The organism is Allokutzneria multivorans, assembly GCF_039537405.1.
Taxonomy (GTDB): Bacteria; Actinomycetota; Actinomycetes; order Mycobacteriales; family Pseudonocardiaceae; genus Allokutzneria; species Allokutzneria multivorans.
The window spans coordinates 908,039-928,009 of sequence record NZ_BAABAL010000019.1; the positions used below are offsets into that span (position 1 = coordinate 908,039).

19 protein-coding genes and 1 other RNA gene are annotated in these 19,971 nt (G+C 69.4%); 6 read left to right on the forward strand and 14 right to left on the reverse strand.

Annotated features, from left to right (window positions below; genetic code table 11):
* Positions 1 to 26: 26 nt before the first annotated feature.
* Entirely contained in the window at positions 27 to 1,454 is a 1,428-nt protein-coding gene (locus ABD798_RS32325; RefSeq protein ID WP_344883465.1) for a sensor histidine kinase, read from the reverse strand.
* Complete coding sequence (locus ABD798_RS32330; protein ID WP_344883468.1) at positions 1,451 to 2,176, reverse strand: response regulator transcription factor; 726 nt, start codon at positions 2,174 to 2,176, stop codon at positions 1,451 to 1,453. Before ABD798_RS32330 ends, ABD798_RS32325 begins: the two co-directional genes overlap by 4 nt.
* A 95-nt stretch (positions 2,177 to 2,271) precedes the next feature.
* Here ABD798_RS32330 and ABD798_RS32335 point away from each other — a divergent pair, with 95 nt between their 5' ends.
* From ABD798_RS32335 to ABD798_RS32345, 3 genes are all read left to right on the forward strand, one after another.
* Complete coding sequence (locus ABD798_RS32335) at positions 2,272 to 2,910, forward strand: TetR/AcrR family transcriptional regulator (protein WP_344883471.1); 639 nt, start codon at positions 2,272 to 2,274, stop codon at positions 2,908 to 2,910.
* An 86-nt stretch (positions 2,911 to 2,996) separates the two neighbouring features.
* Positions 2,997 to 3,953, forward strand: a complete 957-nt coding sequence (locus tag ABD798_RS32340) for a DUF6528 family protein (RefSeq protein ID WP_344883474.1) — start codon at positions 2,997 to 2,999, stop codon at positions 3,951 to 3,953.
* Between the two features lie 108 nt (positions 3,954 to 4,061).
* Complete coding sequence (locus ABD798_RS32345) at positions 4,062 to 4,955, forward strand: hypothetical protein (RefSeq protein ID WP_344883477.1); 894 nt, start codon at positions 4,062 to 4,064, stop codon at positions 4,953 to 4,955.
* Between the two features lie 574 nt (positions 4,956 to 5,529).
* Here the strand turns inward: ABD798_RS32345 and ABD798_RS32350 are convergent.
* Both ABD798_RS32350 and ABD798_RS32355 read right to left on the reverse strand, forming a co-directional pair.
* Entirely contained in the window at positions 5,530 to 7,143 is a 1,614-nt protein-coding gene (locus ABD798_RS32350) for a diguanylate cyclase domain-containing protein (protein WP_344883480.1), read from the reverse strand.
* Between the two features lie 416 nt (positions 7,144 to 7,559).
* Positions 7,560 to 8,996 (reverse strand): glycosyltransferase family 39 protein, encoded by a 1,437-nt coding sequence (locus ABD798_RS32355; protein WP_344883483.1) that lies wholly within the window; start codon positions 8,994 to 8,996, stop codon positions 7,560 to 7,562.
* Positions 8,997 to 9,276: 280 nt separating this feature from the next.
* On the opposite strand from ABD798_RS32355, the gene ABD798_RS32360 reads away from it, so the two are divergent.
* On the forward strand, positions 9,277 to 10,518 hold the full coding sequence (locus tag ABD798_RS32360; protein WP_344883486.1) for a sensor histidine kinase: 1,242 nt from the start codon (positions 9,277 to 9,279) through the stop codon (positions 10,516 to 10,518).
* Position 10,519: 1 nt separating this feature from the next.
* Complete coding sequence (locus ABD798_RS32365) at positions 10,520 to 11,170, forward strand: response regulator (RefSeq protein ID WP_344883488.1); 651 nt, start codon at positions 10,520 to 10,522, stop codon at positions 11,168 to 11,170.
* Between the two features lie 53 nt (positions 11,171 to 11,223).
* On the opposite strand, the gene ABD798_RS32370 is transcribed toward ABD798_RS32365, so the two are convergent.
* From ABD798_RS32370 to ABD798_RS32380, 3 genes are all read right to left on the reverse strand, one after another.
* Positions 11,224 to 11,418, reverse strand: a complete 195-nt coding sequence (locus tag ABD798_RS32370; RefSeq protein WP_344883491.1) for a DUF1918 domain-containing protein — start codon at positions 11,416 to 11,418, stop codon at positions 11,224 to 11,226.
* A gap of 337 nt (positions 11,419 to 11,755) precedes the next feature.
* Positions 11,756 to 12,129, reverse strand: a transfer-messenger RNA (tmRNA) gene (gene ssrA, locus ABD798_RS32375).
* A 104-nt stretch (positions 12,130 to 12,233) separates the two neighbouring features.
* Complete coding sequence (locus ABD798_RS32380; RefSeq protein WP_344883494.1) at positions 12,234 to 12,623, reverse strand: hypothetical protein; 390 nt, start codon at positions 12,621 to 12,623, stop codon at positions 12,234 to 12,236.
* 180 nt (positions 12,624 to 12,803) lie between these two features.
* Between ABD798_RS32380 and ABD798_RS32385 the strand changes: the two genes are divergently transcribed.
* The gene (locus ABD798_RS32385) at positions 12,804 to 14,588 is read left to right on the forward strand and encodes an AfsR/SARP family transcriptional regulator (RefSeq protein WP_344883497.1); all 1,785 of its coding nucleotides are present in this window, start codon (positions 12,804 to 12,806) and stop codon (positions 14,586 to 14,588) included.
* Here the strand turns inward: ABD798_RS32385 and ABD798_RS32390 are convergent.
* From ABD798_RS32390 to ABD798_RS32420, 7 genes are all read right to left on the reverse strand, one after another.
* The gene (locus tag ABD798_RS32390; protein WP_344883500.1) at positions 14,585 to 14,959 is read right to left on the reverse strand and encodes a hypothetical protein; all 375 of its coding nucleotides are present in this window, start codon (positions 14,957 to 14,959) and stop codon (positions 14,585 to 14,587) included. The two genes, ABD798_RS32385 and ABD798_RS32390, sit on opposite strands and share 4 nt — an antisense overlap.
* An 18-nt stretch (positions 14,960 to 14,977) precedes the next feature.
* Positions 14,978 to 15,874 (reverse strand): amidohydrolase family protein, encoded by an 897-nt coding sequence (locus ABD798_RS32395; protein WP_344883503.1) that lies wholly within the window; start codon positions 15,872 to 15,874, stop codon positions 14,978 to 14,980.
* Complete coding sequence (smpB, locus tag ABD798_RS32400) at positions 15,874 to 16,353, reverse strand: SsrA-binding protein SmpB (protein ID WP_086821415.1); 480 nt, start codon at positions 16,351 to 16,353, stop codon at positions 15,874 to 15,876. The genes ABD798_RS32395 and smpB overlap by 1 nt, the downstream gene beginning before the upstream one ends.
* A 31-nt stretch (positions 16,354 to 16,384) precedes the next feature.
* The gene (gene ftsX, locus ABD798_RS32405; RefSeq protein ID WP_344883506.1) at positions 16,385 to 17,287 is read right to left on the reverse strand and encodes a permease-like cell division protein FtsX; all 903 of its coding nucleotides are present in this window, start codon (positions 17,285 to 17,287) and stop codon (positions 16,385 to 16,387) included.
* Between the two features lie 58 nt (positions 17,288 to 17,345).
* Positions 17,346 to 18,035: a cell division ATP-binding protein FtsE gene (ftsE, locus tag ABD798_RS32410; RefSeq protein WP_086821413.1), complete on the reverse strand. Its 690-nt coding sequence runs from the start codon at positions 18,033 to 18,035 to the stop codon at positions 17,346 to 17,348.
* Between the two features lie 174 nt (positions 18,036 to 18,209).
* Positions 18,210 to 19,322 carry a peptide chain release factor 2 gene (gene prfB / locus ABD798_RS32415; RefSeq protein WP_344883511.1) on the reverse strand — a complete coding sequence of 371 codons (1,113 nt, stop codon included), beginning with the start codon at positions 19,320 to 19,322 and terminating at the stop codon, positions 18,210 to 18,212.
* Positions 19,323 to 19,444: 122 nt separating this feature from the next.
* Positions 19,445 to 19,945 (reverse strand): helix-turn-helix transcriptional regulator, encoded by a 501-nt coding sequence (locus tag ABD798_RS32420; RefSeq protein ID WP_344883514.1) that lies wholly within the window; start codon positions 19,943 to 19,945, stop codon positions 19,445 to 19,447.
* Between the last annotated feature and the right edge of the window lie 26 nt (positions 19,946 to 19,971).

The window sequence follows — 19,971 nt, forward strand, 5'->3', positions numbered from 1 at the left end:
GAAGCTGACGTCTTGCTGACAACCCGTCAGGACCGTCTCGGCAGCGTCACCACGAACGTCGCACCCGCGCCGGGAACCGACTCCACCCGCGCGGAGCCGCCGTGCGCCTCGGTGATCGCCTTGACGATGCTGAGCCCGAGCCCGGAGCCGCCGGGCCCGCGCGAGCGGTCGCCCCGGTAGAACCGCTCGAAGACGCGGCTCGCCAGCGCGGGGTCCAGCCCCGGCCCCTCGTCGGAGACCGACAGCGCGACGGCGGTGTCACCGACCGGCCGCACGCTGACGTGCACGGGCTCGCCGTCCGGCGTGTGCTGGATCGCGTTGCCCAGCAGGTTGCGCAGCACCTGGCGGAGCCGGTCCGCGTCACCGGGCACGATCGCGTCCACTGTGGACAGATCGAGCGAGATGTTCCTCGCCGGAGCGATGATCCGCGTGTCGGCGACGGCCTCGGCGGCCAGCCGGGAGAGGTCGACCAGCTCCCGGTCGAACGGCCTGCCCTGGTCCAGCCGCGCCAGCAGGAGCAGTTCCTCCACCAGTGCGTGCATCCGCAGCGACTCGTCACTGATCCGCGACATCGCCAGCTCCAGCAGCGCCGGGTCGTCGATGTCCTGGAGGTACAGCTCCGCCCAGCCCCTGATCGTGGTCAACGGCGTGCGCAGCTCGTGCGAGGCGTCGGCGACGAAGGAGCGCAGCCGCTGCTCGGAGCGCTCCCGCGCGTCGAAAGCACGGTTGATGGCATCGGCCAGCTGCTCGACCTCGCGCCCGGCATCCTTCAGCTCGACGCGCCGAGCGGTGTCCCCGGTGGCAATGGCGCTGGCCGTGGTTGCCATGTCGCGCAAAGGTTTCAGCCCGAGTCGCAATGCCGCGAGGGAAATCGCTCCGACAGCGACCACGGCGACGAGCGTGGCGAGCGCGATGAAGGCCGCCAGCTTGGCGAGCGCGTCTTCGTTGGCGCGCAAGGACGTCGCGATCACCACCGCCGACAGCTCGCGCGGATCTTCCTTGCCCCACAAGTGAACCGGCTCCGCCAGCGGCGTCACGCGCACGCGGTAGCCGGGACCGTGCTCGGCGATCGACGGCACCGTGACGAGCGCGGAACCGGAGAGCAGTTCTTTCGACAGCACCGGCGCGGGCTCAGGCGCACCGGACGGTCCGTCGGCGGGCGCGGAGTCCAGCACCACGCCGCCGCGCCCGATCAGCGCGACGTAGTTCCCGCTGGGGCCCAACGACCTCAGCGTGCGCAACGATTCCGAGGCAGGCGGCGGGTTCCGCGCGTCCAGCTCGCGCACGCGGTGGTCGAGCGAGGTCAGCACGGTGTCCACGCGCGACTGGAGGTAGGCGCGCATGCTGAGCAGTGCCGCGATGTCCACGGCGACGATGCTCAGCGTGGTCAGCACCAGGATCGTGCCCAGCAGGCGCCCTCGGAGGGAGCCGATCCGGTAGCAGTGGCGCCTCACGCGCGCGGCGGCCGGAGGCTGTAACCGAAGCCGCGCACCGTGTGCAGCAACCGTTCCCGCCCCGCCGTGTCGATCTTGTGGCGGAGCCGGGAGATGAACTTCTCCACCACCGACCCGTCCCCGCCGAAGTCGTAGCGCCACACGTGGTCGAGGATCTGCGCCTTCGACAGCACCCGCCCGGCGTTGACCAGCAGGTAGCGCAGCAGCTTGAACTCCGTCGGCGACAGCTCCACGTACTCGCCCGCGCGCCGCACCTCGCACGTGGTCTCGTCCAGCACCAGGTCGGCGCAGCTGAAAACGTGCTCCTCGGCAGCGCCCTCGCCACCCCGCCTGCGCAGCACCGCCTGCACGCGGGCCAGCACCTCGGCGACGCTGAACGGCTTGGTGACGTAGTCGTCCCCACCCATCCCCAGTCCGCGCACCTTGTCCTCGGTGGAGTCGCGCGCGGTCAGGAACAGCACCGACAGCCCAGGACTGCTGCGCCGCAACCGGCAGCACAGCTCGAAGCCGTCGCCGTCCGGCAGCATCACGTCGAGGATCACCAGTTCGAGGCGCTCGCGCTCGATGAGCCGCAACGCCTCCCGCCCGCTGCGCGCCGTGAGCACCTCGTGCCCGGCCAGCCCGAGCGTCGTCGCGAGCAGCTCCACGATGTGCGGTTCGTCGTCCACCACCAGAACGCGGGCGCGCACCGTCGCGGGCGCGTCCGGCTCCGCCACCCGCATGTCCCCTCCAGCACCGACCACCCCGCCATTACACTGCATTCACTGCATCCTTGCAACGAGTGCACTTTCGCAGCGAGTGAAGTAACATGCCCGCCGTGACGACGGAGCCGGGTCTGCGGGAGCGGAAGAAGCAGCGCACCAGGACCGCACTGGTGAAGGCCGCGATCGCGCTGTTCTCGGAGCACGGCTACGAGCAGACGACCGTGGCCCAGATCGCCGCTGCCGCCGACGTTTCCACACGGACCTTCTTCGACCACTTCCCGACCAAGGAAGACGTCCTCTTCATGCACTCGGAGGTGCGCACCGAGCTGGTGATGCGCACGATCGAGGAGTGCGACGGCAGTGAGCACCCGAGCGATCTGCTGGTGCGCGTGCTCAAGGAGAACCTGCTCTCCACCGTGTGGAACCAGGACATCGCGCTCGGCGCGGCGGCACTGCGACTCAAACTGCTGAAGACCGTGCCCGCGCTCCAGGCGCGCGCGTTGCACCGCATGCTGGAGGTCGAGCAACAGCTGGCCGACGCGCTGTGCGCGGCGTACCCGGACCGGCTCACGCCCTACGACGCCGCCGTCATGGTCGGCTCGGCGGTCGGCGGCATCCTCGGCGCGCTGCGGCTCACCGTGGCCGAGCACGACGACCCCGAGCAGGTGCGCGCGGCGCTGCTCCGTGCCGTCGAAGTGACCGCGCGGGGACTGCGCCACTTCGACGCGCCCGAGACCGTGCCGCTTTCGTAAAGTGGTTTGCCTCCTGCCCCGAACGGTGGTTGATGGCGCGAAACGCCTGGTAGACCTTGCCTCGTCGCCGATCGGAAGGGGCCGCCGTGCTCGCCAGGTTCACCGGAGTGGTTCTCAGTGCGGTGCTGGGCGCCAGCGCGCTCGCCGCCCCTGCCGTCGCTGATGCCGCTTCCGTCGACGTGGTCACCACCGAGCAGGCGAGCAAGAAGATCATGGTCTTCGACCCAGCGGTCGCGAGCTGGGGTGGCTCCGGCGCGACGAAGTGGTCGTGGTCGCCGACGTCCGCGAACGGTTTCTCCTCCGCAGGCTGGTCCAACCCCTCAGACGCGCGCCTGCGCGCGAATGCGCAGCACGGCGGCCAGGTCCTCGTGACGGCCGCATCGGGCGGTTTCCTCGGCGTGGCTTCGTTCCCCGCCGGTAAGCGCAAGTGGTCCGTCGCGGTCCCTGGCGCCGACAACCCGCACGCGGCCGAAGTGCTGCCAGACGGCAATGTGGCGGCCGCGGCGAGCCACGGCGGTTGGATTCGGCTTTATGCCGCTTCTCAGGGCGCGAGCGCCACCAAGCACGCGCAGTACAACCTGCCCGGCGGCCACGGCGTGCTGTGGGACCCGCAGGGCAACGTGCTGTGGGCGCTCGGCGACAACCACCTGGTGGCGTTGAAGGTCGGTGGCACCGCCGCGAGCCCGACGCTGACCGAGGCGCACAAGGTCGCGTTGCCCACGAAGGGCGGCCACGACCTCCAGCCGGTGTACGGCGACAAGGACCGCCTGTGGGTCACGACGGGCTCGAAGGTCTACCAGTTCAGCAAGTCCAGCGGCGCGTTCAAGACCGACTACGCGCACGCGGCGTCGGCGAACCGCTCGGGCGTGAAGGCAGTCGGCAACCACCCGCAGACGGGCCAGCTGATCGAGGCGAAGCCGAAGGCGGGCTGCCGCACCACGTGGTGCACGGACACCATCGACTTCTTCAGTGCCGACGCCAAGCGCACGCGCTCAGGAGCGGAGTTCTACAAGGCCCGCTTCTGGTACGCCGCATATCAGTGATCGGCTGAACGTCAAGGGCCGCAAGGAAATCTGGGGACAACTCCGGCGCTGGGGACAACTCGGCCGCACCTGGCCATGCGTTCCGGGATCTCGACGCATCCTGAGGACATGCCCACGACACGCATGCCCACAACACCCCCCGTCTTCCGAGGCTCCGAGGCCGTCGCCGACGGTCTGGTGACCGCCAACGAGCTGCGCAGCCCCCGCTTCGTCCGACTGTTCCGCAACGTCTACGCGACGCGGTGGGCGCCGAGGACGCACGAGCTGCGCTGCCGGGCAGTCGCGCTGTTCGCCCACCCGGCTTCGGTGATCACCGGCGCGTCGGCGGCGACCCTGCGCGGCGTCCCGCTCGCCGGTCCGGACGACCCCGTCGACCTGCTCGTCCCGCTGACCAACCGGCTGTGCCCCGTCGACGGCCTCACGGTCCGCATCGCCAAGGTCGCCGAGGCGGATTCGACGCCCTGGCACGGCGTCCGCCTGGCGAGCCCCGAGCGGCTGCTCCACGACCTGCTCCGGACTCCACCACTGCCGGCGGCCGTCAGCGCGGCAGACGCGTGCCTGCGCGCGGGGCTGACCACTGTCGCCGAGCTGCACCGCTACGTGAAACCGCGCAGCGACCACGGCTCCGTTCATGCTCGCCGAGCACTCGATCTCGTCGACCCGAGGGCGGCATCACCGCGCGAGTCCGAGCTGCGGGTCCTGCTCAACCTGGAGGGCCTGTACCCGACCCCGCGCCTGGTGGTCCACGAACGGGAGCGCCCCATCGCCACGGTCGCCCTCGGCTTCGAGCGGGAGCGCGTGGCCGTCGTGCTGGTGGACGAGCCCACCGACGACGTCCGCCACCGCCTCAACCTGCTGACCATGGCGGACTGGCAGGTGGTCATCGTGGTGCCCGGCACCACCGCGGCCGAGGCCCTCGCGAGGATCCACCGCGCGGTCCGCCACACCAGCCCCACCGCACCCGCGGCGTGGGGACGCTACGCCAGGTCCGCTCCCTCGTGACTCCGCCACCCCGCGACTCCGCTGGCCGCCCCGTGACCCTGGTCCATGGCTCTGTCCACGACTCCGCCGCCCCCTGACGCCGCTGGCCGTGACTCAGGCACCCAATGACTCGCTGGCCGTGACTCAACTGCCCGCGACGCCGCTGCCCCATCGCTCAGGCGCCTGCGACCCAGCTGCCCCCGTGACTCAGGTGTGCGTCTCGCGCCCCCAAAACTCCGTGACGCAACCGTTCAGTAGCTCAATAGTCCAGTGGCTCAAGCGGCCCATGACTCATGAGGCCCATGCCCCAAGCCCCGCGTCGCTCACGGCCTGTCCCGCAAGTCATCAGGTTCGCCGGTCTTCAAGACCACCCAACCCCCACCCTCACCGTCTCCAACGACAGCAAACCCCGCAAGACCGCGGGGGTTTGGGGCGGTTAGCGATGATCAGCAGCAGGGTTTGCCGGTCTTGAAGACACCCCAACCCCAGCGACACCCATGACCGGAACGCACAGCTCAACCACTTGCAGGACAGCGCTTGGCAGCCCATGGCTCAAGCAGTCCGTGTCCCAGACCCCGTGCCTCAGGCCCGCATCTCAGGCTGGGGTGGACCCGGCCAGGCGCGGGGCGACCACGGACGGAGTGACGCCGAGGGCGGGCTCGTAGGTGACGAGGGTGCCCTTGCCGTGCCGCTTGGCGCTGTACATCGCGATGTCCGCCCGGCCGAGCAGGACGTCGGCGGTGAGGCCGCGCTCGTGGGGGTCGGCGTGGACCAGGCCGATGCTGGCACGCACGAGGTGCTGCTCGCCGCTGATCACGAACGGCACGCGCAGCGCCTCCAGCAGGCGCTCGGCGATCTTGTCGGCGCGCTCGGCCTCGTCCAGCAGGATGCCGAACTCGTCGCCGCCGAGCCGCGCGACCGTGTCCGTGGAGCGCACGCAGGAGCGCAACCGGTCCGCGATGGCCCGCAGCAGCGCGTCTCCGGCCGCGTGCCCGAGGCCGTCGTTGACGATCTTGAAGTCGTCCAGGTCGGCGAAGAGCAGCGTCACGGGGTGACCGCGCCGGGCGCTGAGGTGTATGGCGTGGTCGAGCCGGTCGCGGAAGAGCACGCGGTTGGCGAGCCCGGTCAGCGAGTCGTGGAAGGCCTGGTGCTCCAGCTGGCGCTGGCTCTGCCGGATGCGGTCCAGCAGCCACATGTTCTCCACCAGCGTGACCAGCTGGCGCACCACCACCAGGGCGATCACCACCAGGCCGAGGTAGATCTCCAGCGGGCCGGGGGCGCTGCCGAAGGCCGTGCGGACCAGGATCAGCGAGCCGGTCAGCACCAGCGGCAGGTACGGCATGAGCACGTGCACCCACTCCACGACCGGCAGCCTGCCGTCCGCGCGGCGGGGCGGCGCCGCGTACATGGCCACCGGGACGGCGCTGGCCGGGGCGAGCGCGGCGAGCGCGAAGAGCACCGGCGCGGTGATGTAGCCGAAGTTCGCCAGCGGCGGGATCTCCTTGACGCCCGCGCTGATCAGGTAGGCGAAGACGCAGTCGGAGATGAACAGCGTGATCATGCCGAGGCCGATGAAGGCGAGCGGGAGCCGCCGCCCGACCAGCCGGATGGTCGCCAGCATGACGACGATGACCAGCAGCACGATGTCGATCAGCGGGTAGGCGATCGCGACCGCGAAGGCCAGCGGGGACGGCGAGCTGGCCCTGACCATGGACTCCATCACCGTGGTCCAGGTCAGGATGAACAGCGAGCCGACGACGATCAGGCCGTCCAGCACGAGCACGACCCTGGCCCTGGTGAGCCTGCGGTCCATCGGCAGCACCACGGAGCCGGGCTGGCGGTGGTCGCTGAAGACGAGCAGGGCGACCAGCACGAACACCGTCATCGCCAGGAAGCCGACGTCGGCGAGCGAGGGCTGTGGCGGCTGGGCGCGCAGCACGACGTGGTACCAGGTCCAGACGATCTGCCCGAGCGTCCAGATCCCCCAGCCGACGCCCATGAGCAGGCGCCACTTGCGGTCGCTGCCGTGCCTGCCGCGCGCGGACCAGAAGCAGCAGAGCGTGCCCGCCGTTCCGGCGGAGAGCTGGGCCAGGTTGTCCAGCGCGAGCACGGGAACGGGGGGCAGGAGCTTGAAGCCCGCCAGGACGACGACAACGAACGCCGAAGACATCGCCGTCGCGGCGACCATGGCGAATCGTTTCCTGTCCATAACCCCAGTCACAGTCGGTAAAGGACCGAACACGGACAACTCACTGTAGTAATCGCCAGGTCCGACTGTCGACCAATTCGACGCGGAACCGACCATCACATCAAGGTTATGGAATTAGATCGATCGGGGCGTCCGGCACCCCCGTGACCGGCACCGCGTGCAACATGCGGATTTACTCGCCGGACAGCCCCCCACCAGCGCCTTCTGACAGGGGGCCGATTCTCACCGCCGGTAATTGCTTGATCCACGATCAAGGGGGTCTCTCACTCGATTAGCGCGACCTCACCCGTACGTTGCAATGCGCATGGTCACTCGACGAACGGTCGGTTTCCTGCGATCACGGGTGGGCAACGTCACCCGAGCGGATGGTACCCGCGAGTTCTCCCCGACTCTCCGACAGGGGAGAACCCTTCACATCAGGCCATCCTGCGCAACGTCGGCCACACCTCGGCCCAGCGGCCGGTGAAGCCCTCGCAGCTCCAGACCGGACTTCCGTCGACGAGTCCCAGCTTGCTCGACACCGCTCCACGTTGCGTGCACGATGCAAAATGAGAACGCAATGGCCCGGGGTCGCCGCCGGAATAGACGACGTTCTTCACGTTCTCCCCCGGCGCGCCGAAGTAGGAGAAACCGCGGTGCGGGCTGTACGAGGTGGGCAATCCGCGTTCCGGGCCGTAGTAGGCGAGAGCGCTCGCCCACCAGTAGGAGTTGCTGACGATGGCCGTGTCCCGCCGCTTCTCCGCCGGAAGATCGTGATAGACCTTCGCGACCGCGTCACCCAGCTCCGGCCAACCGAACTGACCGCTCTCGGTGAAGTTCTGCCACTTGACGCCGATGTTCGGGTAGTCCAGCTCCGACTCCGCCTTCAACGGCAGCATCTGCGCGGCCATCAACGCCGACAGCGCGAACGCGGGCCAGGCCACCCAGGGCAGCCACGTGCCGGTGCGACGGCGCTGGAACTCGACCGCGGCCACCGCGAACAGCACCGGGTACAGGCCGCTCGCGTAGTAGATCCGCCCGCCGGTCAGCCCGAACACCGCGACCACGCCGACCACGGTCAGCCCGAGGAAGCGGTACGCACGCAGCTCGGGCGAGCGGAACAGCCGCCACAGACCGTAGAAGAAGAACGTGGTGCCCACGCCGATCCCAGCGACCAGGATGGTGCCCGGCAGGTACATCCACGCCCCGCCGAACAGCTCCGTCTCCCCGGCGACCACCGAGCTCATCTCCAGCTGGGGCCAGCCGTTGGCCGCCTGCCACAGCAGGGTCGGCACCGTGATCAGCACCGCGAGCAGTGCACCGACCCAGAGCTTCGGGCGCCGCAGCAGATCGCGCGGCCCCATCAGCAGGACGCTGACGCCGAGCACAACCCAGAGCACGGGGATGAGGAACTTCGTCTGGAGCGCGGCGGCCGTGGCGAGGCCGGACCACACCAGCAGGTTGTCGTTGCGCGTGCGCACCCAGCGGACGACCAGCAGCAGCACGACGGCCCACAGCACCGGGTCCACGGTGGACGTCGCGAGCATCCTGCCGAGCGCGAGGCCGGAGAACGCGTAGGCGCCCGCCGTCGCCACCTGTGCTCCACGACCGCCCCCGAACTCACGCGCGAGCAGCGCAGCGACGATCGCCCCCGAGGTGGTGATCAGCGTCGCGGGCAACCTCAGCCCCACGACCGAACCCGGGAACAGGTTGTCCATCAGCAGGGCCAGCAACGGCAGCATCGGTGGCTGGTCCGCGTAGCCCCAGTCCAGCTCCCGCCCCGCGGCGATGAAGTACAGCTCGTCGCCGAAGAACCCGTAGCGACCGCTGAACAGCAGCATCACCAGACCGAACGCGGCCGTGACCGCGAGCACCGGTCCCCATGCGACCGAGGGGACGCCGGCTCCCTCCCTCGCCGGCACCCCCTCGGTCGCGTTCCCCCCTCGCACGGAAGTCCTCGTCATGTCGTTTCCCCTTCGAACGGCGTCGCACAATTCGACCGTTCGCGAAACCGCGCCGACAGCGTGCAAGGTGTGCACTCCGCTCGACCAAAGTCCCGGTGGGCGCGGGTGGGGGCTACTTTCGTAGGTTCCTGCTGCCACCAAAGGGATCGACGCCGCTCAGGGCGCGTCGCGCGCCAGTAACGTCGCCGGTGTGAAACGTCCACAGTGGTCGAACTGGCGCGAGTTCGCCTTCGACGTCGCGCCCTTGGCCGCCGTGGTGAGCCTGACGACCTCCGTCATCGCGCTCGCGGGCATCCCGCTCGGGTACGTGCTCTGGTACACCGTCGCGCTCGACCTGCTCGTCTGCGTGGCGCTGCTGCTCTGGCGGCGCACCGCCCCGGAGCTCTGCCTCGCGGTGACCACCGGCGCCGCCCTGCTCGTGGTCGGCGGAGAGCTGATCTCGCCCGGGATGATGATCTCCCCGCTCGACCCCGCGCGGCCGTGGTTGTCGCTCGGCACGCCGTTCGCGATCTACTCGGCGATGAAGTACTCCGACCGCAAGTCGCTGTCGTGGGTGATGACCGTCGTGCTGCTCGTGATCGCCTGGCGGCCGTGGGAGACCATCCCGATGATGTCGCCGGTCTTCGACGTGCGTCCGTCCGCGGTTCTCTACACGATCCTGCCCGCCGTGCTCGGTCTCTACAACGGCGCCCGCCGCCGCTTGATCCAGGCGCTGACCGAACGCGCGGAACGCGCCGAGCGGGAGCAGGACCTGCTCGCCGAACAGGCCCGCGCCGACGAGCGGGTCAAGCTGGCGACCGAGATGCACGACGTGGTCACCCACCGGATCAGCCTGATGGTGCTCCAGGCGGGCGCACTGCGGATCACCGCCGAGGACGAGAGCACCCGCGACTCGGCCGAGGAACTGCGCGCCGCGGGCTGCCAGGCCCTGGAGGAACTGCGGGACCTCGTCGGCGTGCTGCGCTCGGGGCCGAGAACCGACGAGGTGATCCCGGAGGACGGCTCCAGCTCGACGACGCTGGACCTCACCGAGCTGATCGAGGAGTCCAGGTCGGTCGGGGTCGAGATCGAGCTGATCGAGGACGGCAACCCGCTCCAGGCTTCGCCCGTGGTCGGCCGGACCGCATACCGGGTGGTGCAGGAGGCGCTGACCAACGCGCGCAAGCACGCGCCCGGGGCGTGGGTGCGGGTCTACGTGCGCTACAGCGGCGACCGGCTGCGGCTGATCATCCGGAGTTCGGCGGCCAAGGCTCCGCTGGACCCGAGCCTGAGCGGCAGCGGTTCCGGGTCGGGGTTGCTCGGCCTCCGGCAGCGGGTGGAGCTGGTGCACGGCAGGCTCCGCGCGGGCCCGACGGACAGTGGCGGTTTCGAGGTCGATGCGATACTTCCCGCCTACGTCCCGACGGTCGAGGGCCCACACGATGAACCGTGACGTGATCAAAGTTCTGGTCGTCGACGACGAGCCGATGGTCTGCGCGCACCTGCGCACCATCCTCGGTTCGGCCGAGGACATCGACGTCGTCGACCAGGCCCACGACGGCGCCGCCGCTGTCGAGTCCGTCGTCCGGAACCGCCCCGACGTCGTGCTGATGGACCTGCGCATGCCCGGTGTGGACGGTCTCACCGCGATCGAGCGGATCAACCGGCTGCCGTCCCCGCCCACCGTCGTCGCGCTGACCACCTTCGACGCCGACCAGTACGTGATCAGGGCGCTGCGCGCCGGCGCGTCGGGTTTCCTGGTGAAGTCCACTCCGCCCGAGGACCTCATCGGCCTGGTCCGCGTCGCCGCCGACGGTCACATGGTCCTCTCCCCCGCCGCCGCGAAGCGCCTCGTCGCCGCCTCCTCCGACGAGCAGGCCGCGCGCGACAAGGCCCTCGCACTGGTGAAGGCGCTGACCGAGCGCGAGTCCGAGGTGCTGACCTGCCTCGGCGAGGGCCTGTCCAACGCCAACATCGCGTCCAAGCTGCACCTGAGCGAGGCCACCGTGAAGGGCTACGTCTCGCGCCTGCTCGTCAAGCTCGACTGCGCCAACCGCACCCAGGCGGGCCTGCTCGCCTACGACGCCGGACTCGTCACCCGCTGAGCGCCGCGGCGAACCACCGCGCCGTCATCGCCCGAGGTGCTCCGAGGCCGTCCTCAGTCCTCCGCTGCCCTCGGTTCGATCAGGCAGTCCGGCCCCGGGAAGACCAGGCTCTCGTGCCCGTCCCCGAAGCGCACCACGTACGGCGGTGCCCCGTCCGCTCCCCGCACTTCGAGGATGTCCCCCGCGCGGTCCACCGCCCCCACACTCCGCGAGTGAATCCGTATCCGGTCCCCCACCGAAGCCCGCATAACCACTCCCCACACCGTGACCCAAGTCACCCCAGTCTGCCGCTCCCCCTGCCCGCTCAACACCGCCAGAAGTGATCCACGCCCACCCCCCGAACGGCCCCTAGTCAGACCAGCACCCCCACCCACAGCCACCCCGCGAAGCCCACAAACAGCCACCCACAACCAAACTGGCCACCCCGCGGCACCCACACATCCAAGCTGGTCAACCCACAACAGGACCACGCTGAACCAGCAGGAGCCCGCACCGTAGGGGGGTTCGGGGGGAGTCGCTCCCCCCGGCGGACACGCGGAAAAACGGGAAGAGCCCCCCAGCGAAGCTGGGGGGCTCTGAACAGCATTGTGGAGGTGCCGGGAATCGAACCCGGGTCCTCTGCCGGTTCATCAGGACTTCTCCGTGCGCAGTCCGCTGTGCCTCTGCTTGGCCCCACCGGTCTCGCGGACAAGTCCGGTGTGACGGGCCCAGTCGCTGTTTGGTGTTCCGCCACGACCCGCGACCGGCCGTGACGGTGAGTCCCCTAGCTGATGCCGGGAACCGGGTCGGAGACATCCCCGGGCCGACAGACTTGCCCCGCTACTTAGGCAGCGAGGGCGAAGTCGCGCTGGCTCTTAGCCTCGGCGCTTGTTGGTTTGCGGCGACGCTTGAGGTGGTCTCTCGCCTGCACCTGCACGCTTCCCCTGAGTCATCGTCCAGAGTCGAAACCGTTCACCCCCTGGCTTGGCGGGAACTCCTCGAAGTTTACCGCCTCGCGCCAGTGGGTTCTTCCTCGCACCTGTTCGACCCCGGCCCGTGCAGGGTGGACCGGGGTCGAGCGCGCTCAGCAGGTGACGTACTCGGCGTTGGCCGAGGGCCTGGTGGTGAGGCTGACCTGCAAGCACCGGCCGGCTGGCGGGTTGTTGACGAAGTAGTTGGCGACGAAAGCGCCGAAGACGGGGCACGCGAGCTTGAGGAACCCGGGGGCGACCTTCATGCACGCGCCGTTGCCCGCGAGGGCGCCGCCGGTGATGACCGAGGCGTAGAGGCCCTGGGTGGTGTTCTTGCTGAACTTGTGCGACCAGGAGGCCCGCGCCTGGCCTTCGCTGGTGACACTCGCCTGGTCGGCGAGCGCGGAGGGGGCGGCACTGGCGGCCCCGGCCGCGGTACCGAAGACCGTCAGGGTGATCGCCAGCACCGCCGCGGCACGCTTGAAGAACGTCAAAGACCCCATGTTCAGGCTCCTCCAGTAGTGACGTTCAGCTCATCCGAGCTAACACGAAAGAGCTTGCGTTCACCCGGTTAAGGCCGGGTATGGATTCGCTATAACGCCCTGCTTGCAAGGTGTTCACAAGACGGTTAACTTGTTGGTGGGGCATTAACTCTTCCGGATCACAACTGAATGGTGCAAGTGATGGACTTCCGGGTGCTGGGGGCACTGGAGATCATCGGTCCGGATGGACGGGTCGATCTTGGCGCGCCCAAGCAGCGCGCACTCGTCGCGCTGCTGCTGTGTCGCGCTGGCCAGGCGTTCTCGGCCGACGCGCTGGTGTCCGCACTCTGGGGAGACAACCCGCCACGCTCCGCGAGAAAAAATATTCAGGTTTACGTCTACCAGGTCCGCAAAGCCTTTGCCGCCGTCGGCGCACCCGACCGCCTCCACCTGGAACGAGCCGGATACCGCCTCACCGTGAATCCGGGCGAGCTGGACATCGATCGATTCAATGTTCTTTTCGCCAGGGGTCGAACGGAATTGACAGCGGGTGACACCGAACGCGCCGCGCGGACGCTGCGCGATTCCCTGTCGCTATGGCGGGGTGAGCCATTCATCGATCTTCCTGATGTCGAGTTCCTGAACCGGCAGGCGGAGGCCTGGCGCGAGCGGCGGCTGGCCGCGGAGGAGGCCAGGATCGAGGCCGACCTGCTCGGCGGCAGGCACGCCGAGGTGGTCGACGAACTGTTCTGCCTGGTCCGCGCGCACCCGCTGCACGAGCAGTTCCGCGCGCAGCTGATGACCGCGCTGCTGCTCGGCGAGCGCAAGACCGAGGCGCTCGCGGTCTACGACCACGGCAGGCAGCTGCTCGCCTCCGAACTGGGCATCGCCCCCGGCGCCAACCTGAGGCGGGCGCACCAGGCGGTGCTCTCCGGCAAGGCACCCGACTTCCCCGCCGCCGTCCGCCCCCGGCCCGAGCTCGCGCGGCGGACCGTCCCGCGCCAGCTCCCACGGGGCGTCACCGACTTCGTCGGCAGGCAGGCCCAGCTGAGCACGATCGCCGCCGGACTGGCCAGGGCCGCGACGGGCGGCTGGCCACTGTTGGTGGTGACCGGGGCCGCGGGGGTCGGCAAGAGCGCGCTCGCGATCCGGGCCGCGCACCTGGCCGCCGAGAACTTCCCCGACGGCCAGCTCTACCTCGACCTAGCCGAGCACAACGGCGAGCACGCGCTCGGCCACCTCCTCAGCGCGCTCGGCCGCGGCCCGGCGGAGCAGCCGACCGATCCGTGCGAGCGGCGGGCGCTCTACCGCACGCTCGTCGCGGACCGGTCGGTGCTGATCGTGCTGGACAATGCAGCGAACGAGTCGCAGGTTCGGTCACTGCTCCCGGGTTCGCCCACGTCAGCAATGGTCGTGACGGCTCGGAGCAGGCTGCTCGGGCTGGACTCGGCCGAGCTGGTCGAGCTGGGTGGCTTCCGGTCTGGCGAGAGCGCCCGGATGCTGCTCGGGCGCGCGAACGCGGTCGAGGAGCCGGACGCCGCCCAGTACGCGGAGTTCATCGCCGACGCCTGCGACCACCTCCCGCTCGCCGTGCGGATCGCGGCCGTGCGCGCGAACGGTAGAGCGCTCCAAGAGGTCGCGCGGCGGCTGGTCTCGACGGCCGACCCGCTGGAGGAGTTGGTCGCGGGCGACGAATCCGTGCGTGCCCGGCTCAGCTCCTGCTACGCCGAGCTCGACCTGATCGGCAGGACGGCGCTGGACCGCCTCGGCACCCTGGAGTCACCCGAATTCACCGTCGCGACGCTGGCCGCCTTGCTCGGCACGTCGAACGGGCACGCGGAGCGCAGCCTGGACCTGCTGCTCGACCGGCACCTGGCCCGCAGGATCGACGACGACGGGAACCCCCTGCGCTTCGCCCTGCCCAAGCTGACCCACCACTTCGCGGCCGGACTGGCCGAGGACCCCGCACTGCCGAGGGTCTCCTAGGGCTGGTCGCGGCGGAATCCGGCCGGGTCGGCTTGATAGCGGTCCAGGTCCGGGTCCTCGTGCTGCTCTCCGGTGTGGTCGCGGATCTGCCACGTCGGCCCGAGTTCGGCGCGAAGCTGGGTGATCGCGCTGCGCACCGCCTCGTTGAACTCCAGGCACTCCGCTTCCCGCCACGGTCCAGGATCGGGCGGGTAGTCCCAGTTCAGCGACGTGTCGTAGCGCGATATCAGCCTGTCCAGCTCGTCGCGGAGAGCCTGGCTGATCGGCAGGAGTTCCAGGTCGACCGGCTGCCCCCAGTCATCCCAGCCCTCACAGGAGCACCACAAGAGCGCACCTGATCCGGCGTCGAAGAAAGCCCTGGCGTTGGACACGGCACTCCTAACCACGCGTCAGGACAGCCCCAGCAGGCGCGCGGGGGTGTCGTGCAGGACGGCGCGGAGGAAGTCGGCGCCGAGCCGGTCATCGGACTCCGCCCACCCGACGATCGCGCGCAGCTGCTCGGCGTAGGAGTACGGGATGTTCGGGAAGTCGGTGCCCAGCGCGATGCGGCCGGGCAGCGCGGCGAGCCGAGCCGTCCAGTCCTTCGGCAGCGGGCTGAGCGCGCTCGTGAACTCGACGCCGACCATCGTGGTGTCCAGGTGCACGCCGGGCCAGCTCTCCACCAGCCGCAGCGCGTGGTCGTACTCCGGCATGCCCGCGTGCGCGATGACCGCGACGAGACTCGGGTGTTCGCGCAGCACCGCCTCGAAGACGTCGAGTCCCGTGTGCGTGCCGGGAAGCGGACCGTGTCCACAGTGGACGACCACGGGCAGACCAGCGTCGGCGAGCTGGCCCCAGACCGGCCTCAGCAGCTCCTCGCGCGGATCGAAGTCGCCGACCTGCACGTGCGATTTGAAACAGCGCGCTCCGGCCTCGATCGCTTGGCGCACATAGGTTTTCGCCTCGGGCTCCGGGAAGAACGTCGCGGTGGTGACGGCTTCCGGAACCTCGGCGGCGAACTGCCGGACCCAGTCGTTGAGCCACGCGGCCATCCCGGGCTTGTGCGGGTAGACCAGCGGCGCGAACGCGCGAACCCCCAAAGCGCGCAACGACTCCACGCGCTCCGGCTCGCTCGTGCGGTAGTGGATCGGCCAGTTCACGCCGTAGTTCGCGCTGGCGTGGTCGAAGTACGCCCAGACCTTGGCAAGCACGCGCTCCGGCAGGAAGTGGACGTGCAGGTCGACCAGGCCGGGCAGTCCGAGGTCGCGCACCCAGGCGGCGACCTCGGCGTCCGAGCCGGGCGGCATCAGTCGCGGTATCCCTTGCGGGCGCGGCCGATCGCCTTCGCCATCTCGCGGTCGGCGGTCTTCTTGGCGAGGATGTGCCGCTTGTCGTGCGCCTTGTTGCCGCGCGCGAGCGCCAGCTCGACCTTGACCTTGCCGTCCTTGAAGTACATCGACATCGGCACCAGTGAGAGGCCGCTCTCCTTGGTCTTGCCGATCAGCCGCTCGATCTCGGCCCTGTGCAGCAACAGCTTCCGCTTGCGGCGCGGCTCGTGGTTGGTCCACGTGCCCCAGTGGTACTCGGCGATGTGGACGTTGCGCAGCCACACCTCGCCGTCGTCCACGGAGGCGTAGGCGTCGACGAGCGAGGCCTTGCCCGCGCGCAGGCTCTTGACCTCGGTGCCCACCAGGGCGACGCCGGCCTCGTAGGTGTCGAGGACGGTGTAGTTGTGCCGCGCCCTGCGGTTCTGCGCGATCACCTTCTCGCCGCGTTCCTTGGCCATGACGACAATGCTACGTGGCCGGGGGAAGCGGTTACAGGCGCACGTAGAGGCGCAGGGTCACGTAGCCGGTGATCGCCGAGATGACCGCGCCGATCGGGAACAGCAGCAGCGAGACCTGGAAGACGTCCGCGTAGCCCAGCGGCGCGATGATGTTGGCCTCGATCGGCGCCTTGAGCACGTCGTCGACGAAGGTGCCCTTGGCGAAGAACAGGCCGGCGAGCGCGAGGATCGCACCGGTGAGACCGGCGACCACCGCCTCGATGAGGAAGGGCAGCTGGGTGTACCACCGCGTCGCGCCGACCAGCCGCATGATCCCCACCTCGGTCCGCCTGGTGAACGCGGAGACCTGGATGGTGTTGGAGATCAGCAGCAGCGCGGCGAGCGCCTGCACGAGCGCGACGGCGAAGGTGGCGTTGCGGAAGCTGCCGAAGAACTCGAAGAGCTGGTTCAGCAGCACGTCCTGGTCGACGACGCGGAGCACGCCGACCTTGCCCGTGTACTCCTTGGAGATCGCGTCGAAGCGCTGCGGGTCCTTGAGCTTGACCCGGAAGGAGGCGGGCAGCGATTCGGGGCGGGTCAGCTTCACCAGCTCCGGCTGCGCCGCGAAGATCTCCTTGAACCGCGCGTAGGCCTCGTCGCGGTTCTGGTAGACGACGTCCTCGACGATCGCGTTGTTGTCCAGGGACTGCCGCAGGCCCGAGCAGATCTGCTGCTGGCACTGCCCGTCCGAGGCGCTGACGTCGTTGGTGAGGAAGACCGAGACCTCGACCTTGTCGTAGTAGAGCTTCTCGGTGTTGTCGATCAGCCGCACGATGAGCAGGCCACCGCCGAGCAGGCCGAGCGAGATCGCGGTCGTGAGGATCATCGCGATGGTCATCGTGATGTTCCGGCGTAGACCGGTGATGACCTCGCTGAACACGAAACTGGCGCGCATCGGGAGTGGTGCTCCTAGTGGTGGCGGGCGTTGGGAGGGCTGGTGGGGACCGGGCCGGTCAGCGACCGACCCCGTACACGCCCCTGGCGTCGTCGCGGACGACCTTGCCGAGGTGCAGCTCGACGACCCGCCTGCGCATCGCGTCGACGATGGAGTGGTCGTGCGTGGCCATCAGCACGGTCGTGCCGGTGCGGTTGATCCGCTCCAGCAGCAGCATGATGTCCTGGCTGGTGTCGGGGTCCAGGTTTCCCGTCGGCTCGTCGGCCAGCAGCAGCAGCGGCCGGTTGACGAAGGCGCGCGCGATGGCGACGCGCTGCTGCTCACCACCGGAGAGCTCGTGCGGCATCCGGTCCGCCTTGCCCTCGAGGCCGACCAGCTCCAGCACCTCGGGCACCACCTTCTTGATGGTGTGGCGCGGCTTGCCGATCACCTCCAGCGCGAAGGCGACGTTCTCGGCGACCGTCTTGTTGGACAGCAGGCGGAAGTCCTGGAAGACGCAGCCGATGCGCTGGCGCAGCCGGGGCACGCGCCGCCGGGAGAGCCGCCCGACGTTCCAGTCCGCGACGACGAGGGTGCCCTTGGAGGGCACCTCCTCGCGCAGCAGCAGGCGCAGGAACGTGGACTTGCCGGAGCCTGACGGTCCGATGAGGAACACGAACTCGCCCTTGTCCACGTTCACCGAGACATCGTCGAGCGCGGGTCGGGTCGAGGTCTTGTAGACCTTGGACACGTGTTCGAGCCGGATCACGAGGCGCGAGTTTACCCATCGGGTGTGTGACGGGTGTTCGCCGCAAGCCGACAAACGGGTAGTCGGCGTGTCGCGCCTGGTGACGGCGTGTTTGAACACGCACGGCCGCGTAGCCCGGGAGGGGGACGCGGCCGCGCGGGCGTGCGCTTGTGCGCGGCGATCAGGACGCGGGGATCAGGACGCGTCGGCGGACTGGCGGCGCCAGCGGATGCCCGCCTCCAGGAAGTCGTCGATCTCGCCGTCGAGGACGTTGCCGGGGTTGCCGACCTCGTGCTCGGTGCGCAGGTCCTTGACCATCTGGTACGGGTGCAGCACGTAGGAGCGCATCTGGTTGCCCCAGCTGGAGCCGCCGTCGCCCTTGAGCGAGTCCATCTTGGCCCGCTCCTCCTGGCGCTTGCGCTCCAGCAGCTTCGCCATCAGCACGCCCATCGCGGTGGCCTTGTTCTGCAGCTGGGAGCGCTCGTTCTGGCAGGAGACCACGATGCCGCTGGGCATGTGCGTGATCCGGACTGCGGAGTCGGTGGTGTTGACGCCCTGACCGCCGGGACCGGAGGAGCGGTAGACGTCGATCCGCAGCTCCTTCTCGTCGATCTCGATGTGGTCGGTCTGCTCGACGACGGGAACGACCTCGACCCCGGCGAAGGAGGTCTGCCGGCGGCCCTGGTTGTCGAAGGGCGAGATGCGCACCAGGCGGTGGGTGCCCTGCTCGACGGAGAGGGTGCCGTAGGCGAAGGGGCTGCGGATGCGGAAGGTCGCGGACTTGATGCCCGCCTCCTCCGCGTAGGAGGTGTCGTAGACCTCGGTCGGGTAGCCGTGCCGCTCGGCCCAGCGCAGGTACATCCGCATCAGCATCTCGGCGAAGTCGGCGGCGTCGACGCCACCGGCCTCGGCGCGGATGGTCACCAGCGCCTCGCGCTCGTCGTACTCGCCGGAGAGCAGGGTGCGGACCTCCAGCGAGGCGATCTGCTCGCGCAGCTTGGCGCGGTCGGCGTCGGCCTCGGCGAGCTCCTCCTCGGAGCCCTCCTCCTCGGCCATCAGCTCGTAGAGCACCTCGATGTCCTCGACGCGCTGGCGCAGATCGGTGACCTTGCGCAGATCGGCCTGCTTGTAGGCGAGCTGGCTGGTCACCTGCTGGGCCCGCTCCTGGTCGTCCCAGAGGTCCGGCCGACCGGCCTGTTCCTCCAGCTCGTCCACGTCCGCGCGCAGCTTCTCGAGGTCCATCACCGCCTCGACACCGGCGAGCGTTGCGGAGAGGTCCTTCAGGTCGGCAGCGACATCGGGGTTCACGTCGGGAAATCGTACTGACTTCGCGGCGGCCGCGTGCGCCGGTATGCGCGGGAGAAGTTCGGTGGAAAGCGACGGGGCCGCCCGCGCTGCGCGGACGGCCCCGTCGAATTCCTGCTGCAAGATCAGGAAGTCGGAACCGCCTCGAGCAGCTTGAGCACGGCCTTGGTGTGGGAGACGGCGAAATCGGCCGCGGCCTTCGCGAAGGGATCCTCCGCGGACTTGGCCTGCGTCTTCAGCTCCTCCAGCTTGGCGTTGTAGGCCTGCTTCGCCGCGTCGACCATCGCGACGCGCTGCTTGCCCGCGAGCGATCCCGCGTGCACCAGCCGCAGGATCAGCGGGCTGCGCAGGTGGTCGGGGCCGGGCTCGGTGGCCAGCCACGTCTTGAACGCCTTCTTGCCGGAGGGCGTGATGACGTACTGCTGGCTGGAGCGCGGACCCTGTTTGCCGAGCTTCAGCAGCCCGGCCGCGGCGAGCGCGGGGAGTTCGCGGTACACCTGGCTGCGCGTGACACTGAAGAACGCACCGAAGCGCTCCCCAGCGGACGCGACCAGTTGGCCGCCCGTCTTCGGACCGTCGTGCAGCAGGCCGAGCAGCGCTGCCGCGGTTGCGTTCAGTTCAGTCACCTTGTCAACGGTGCCACGGCTTTCCC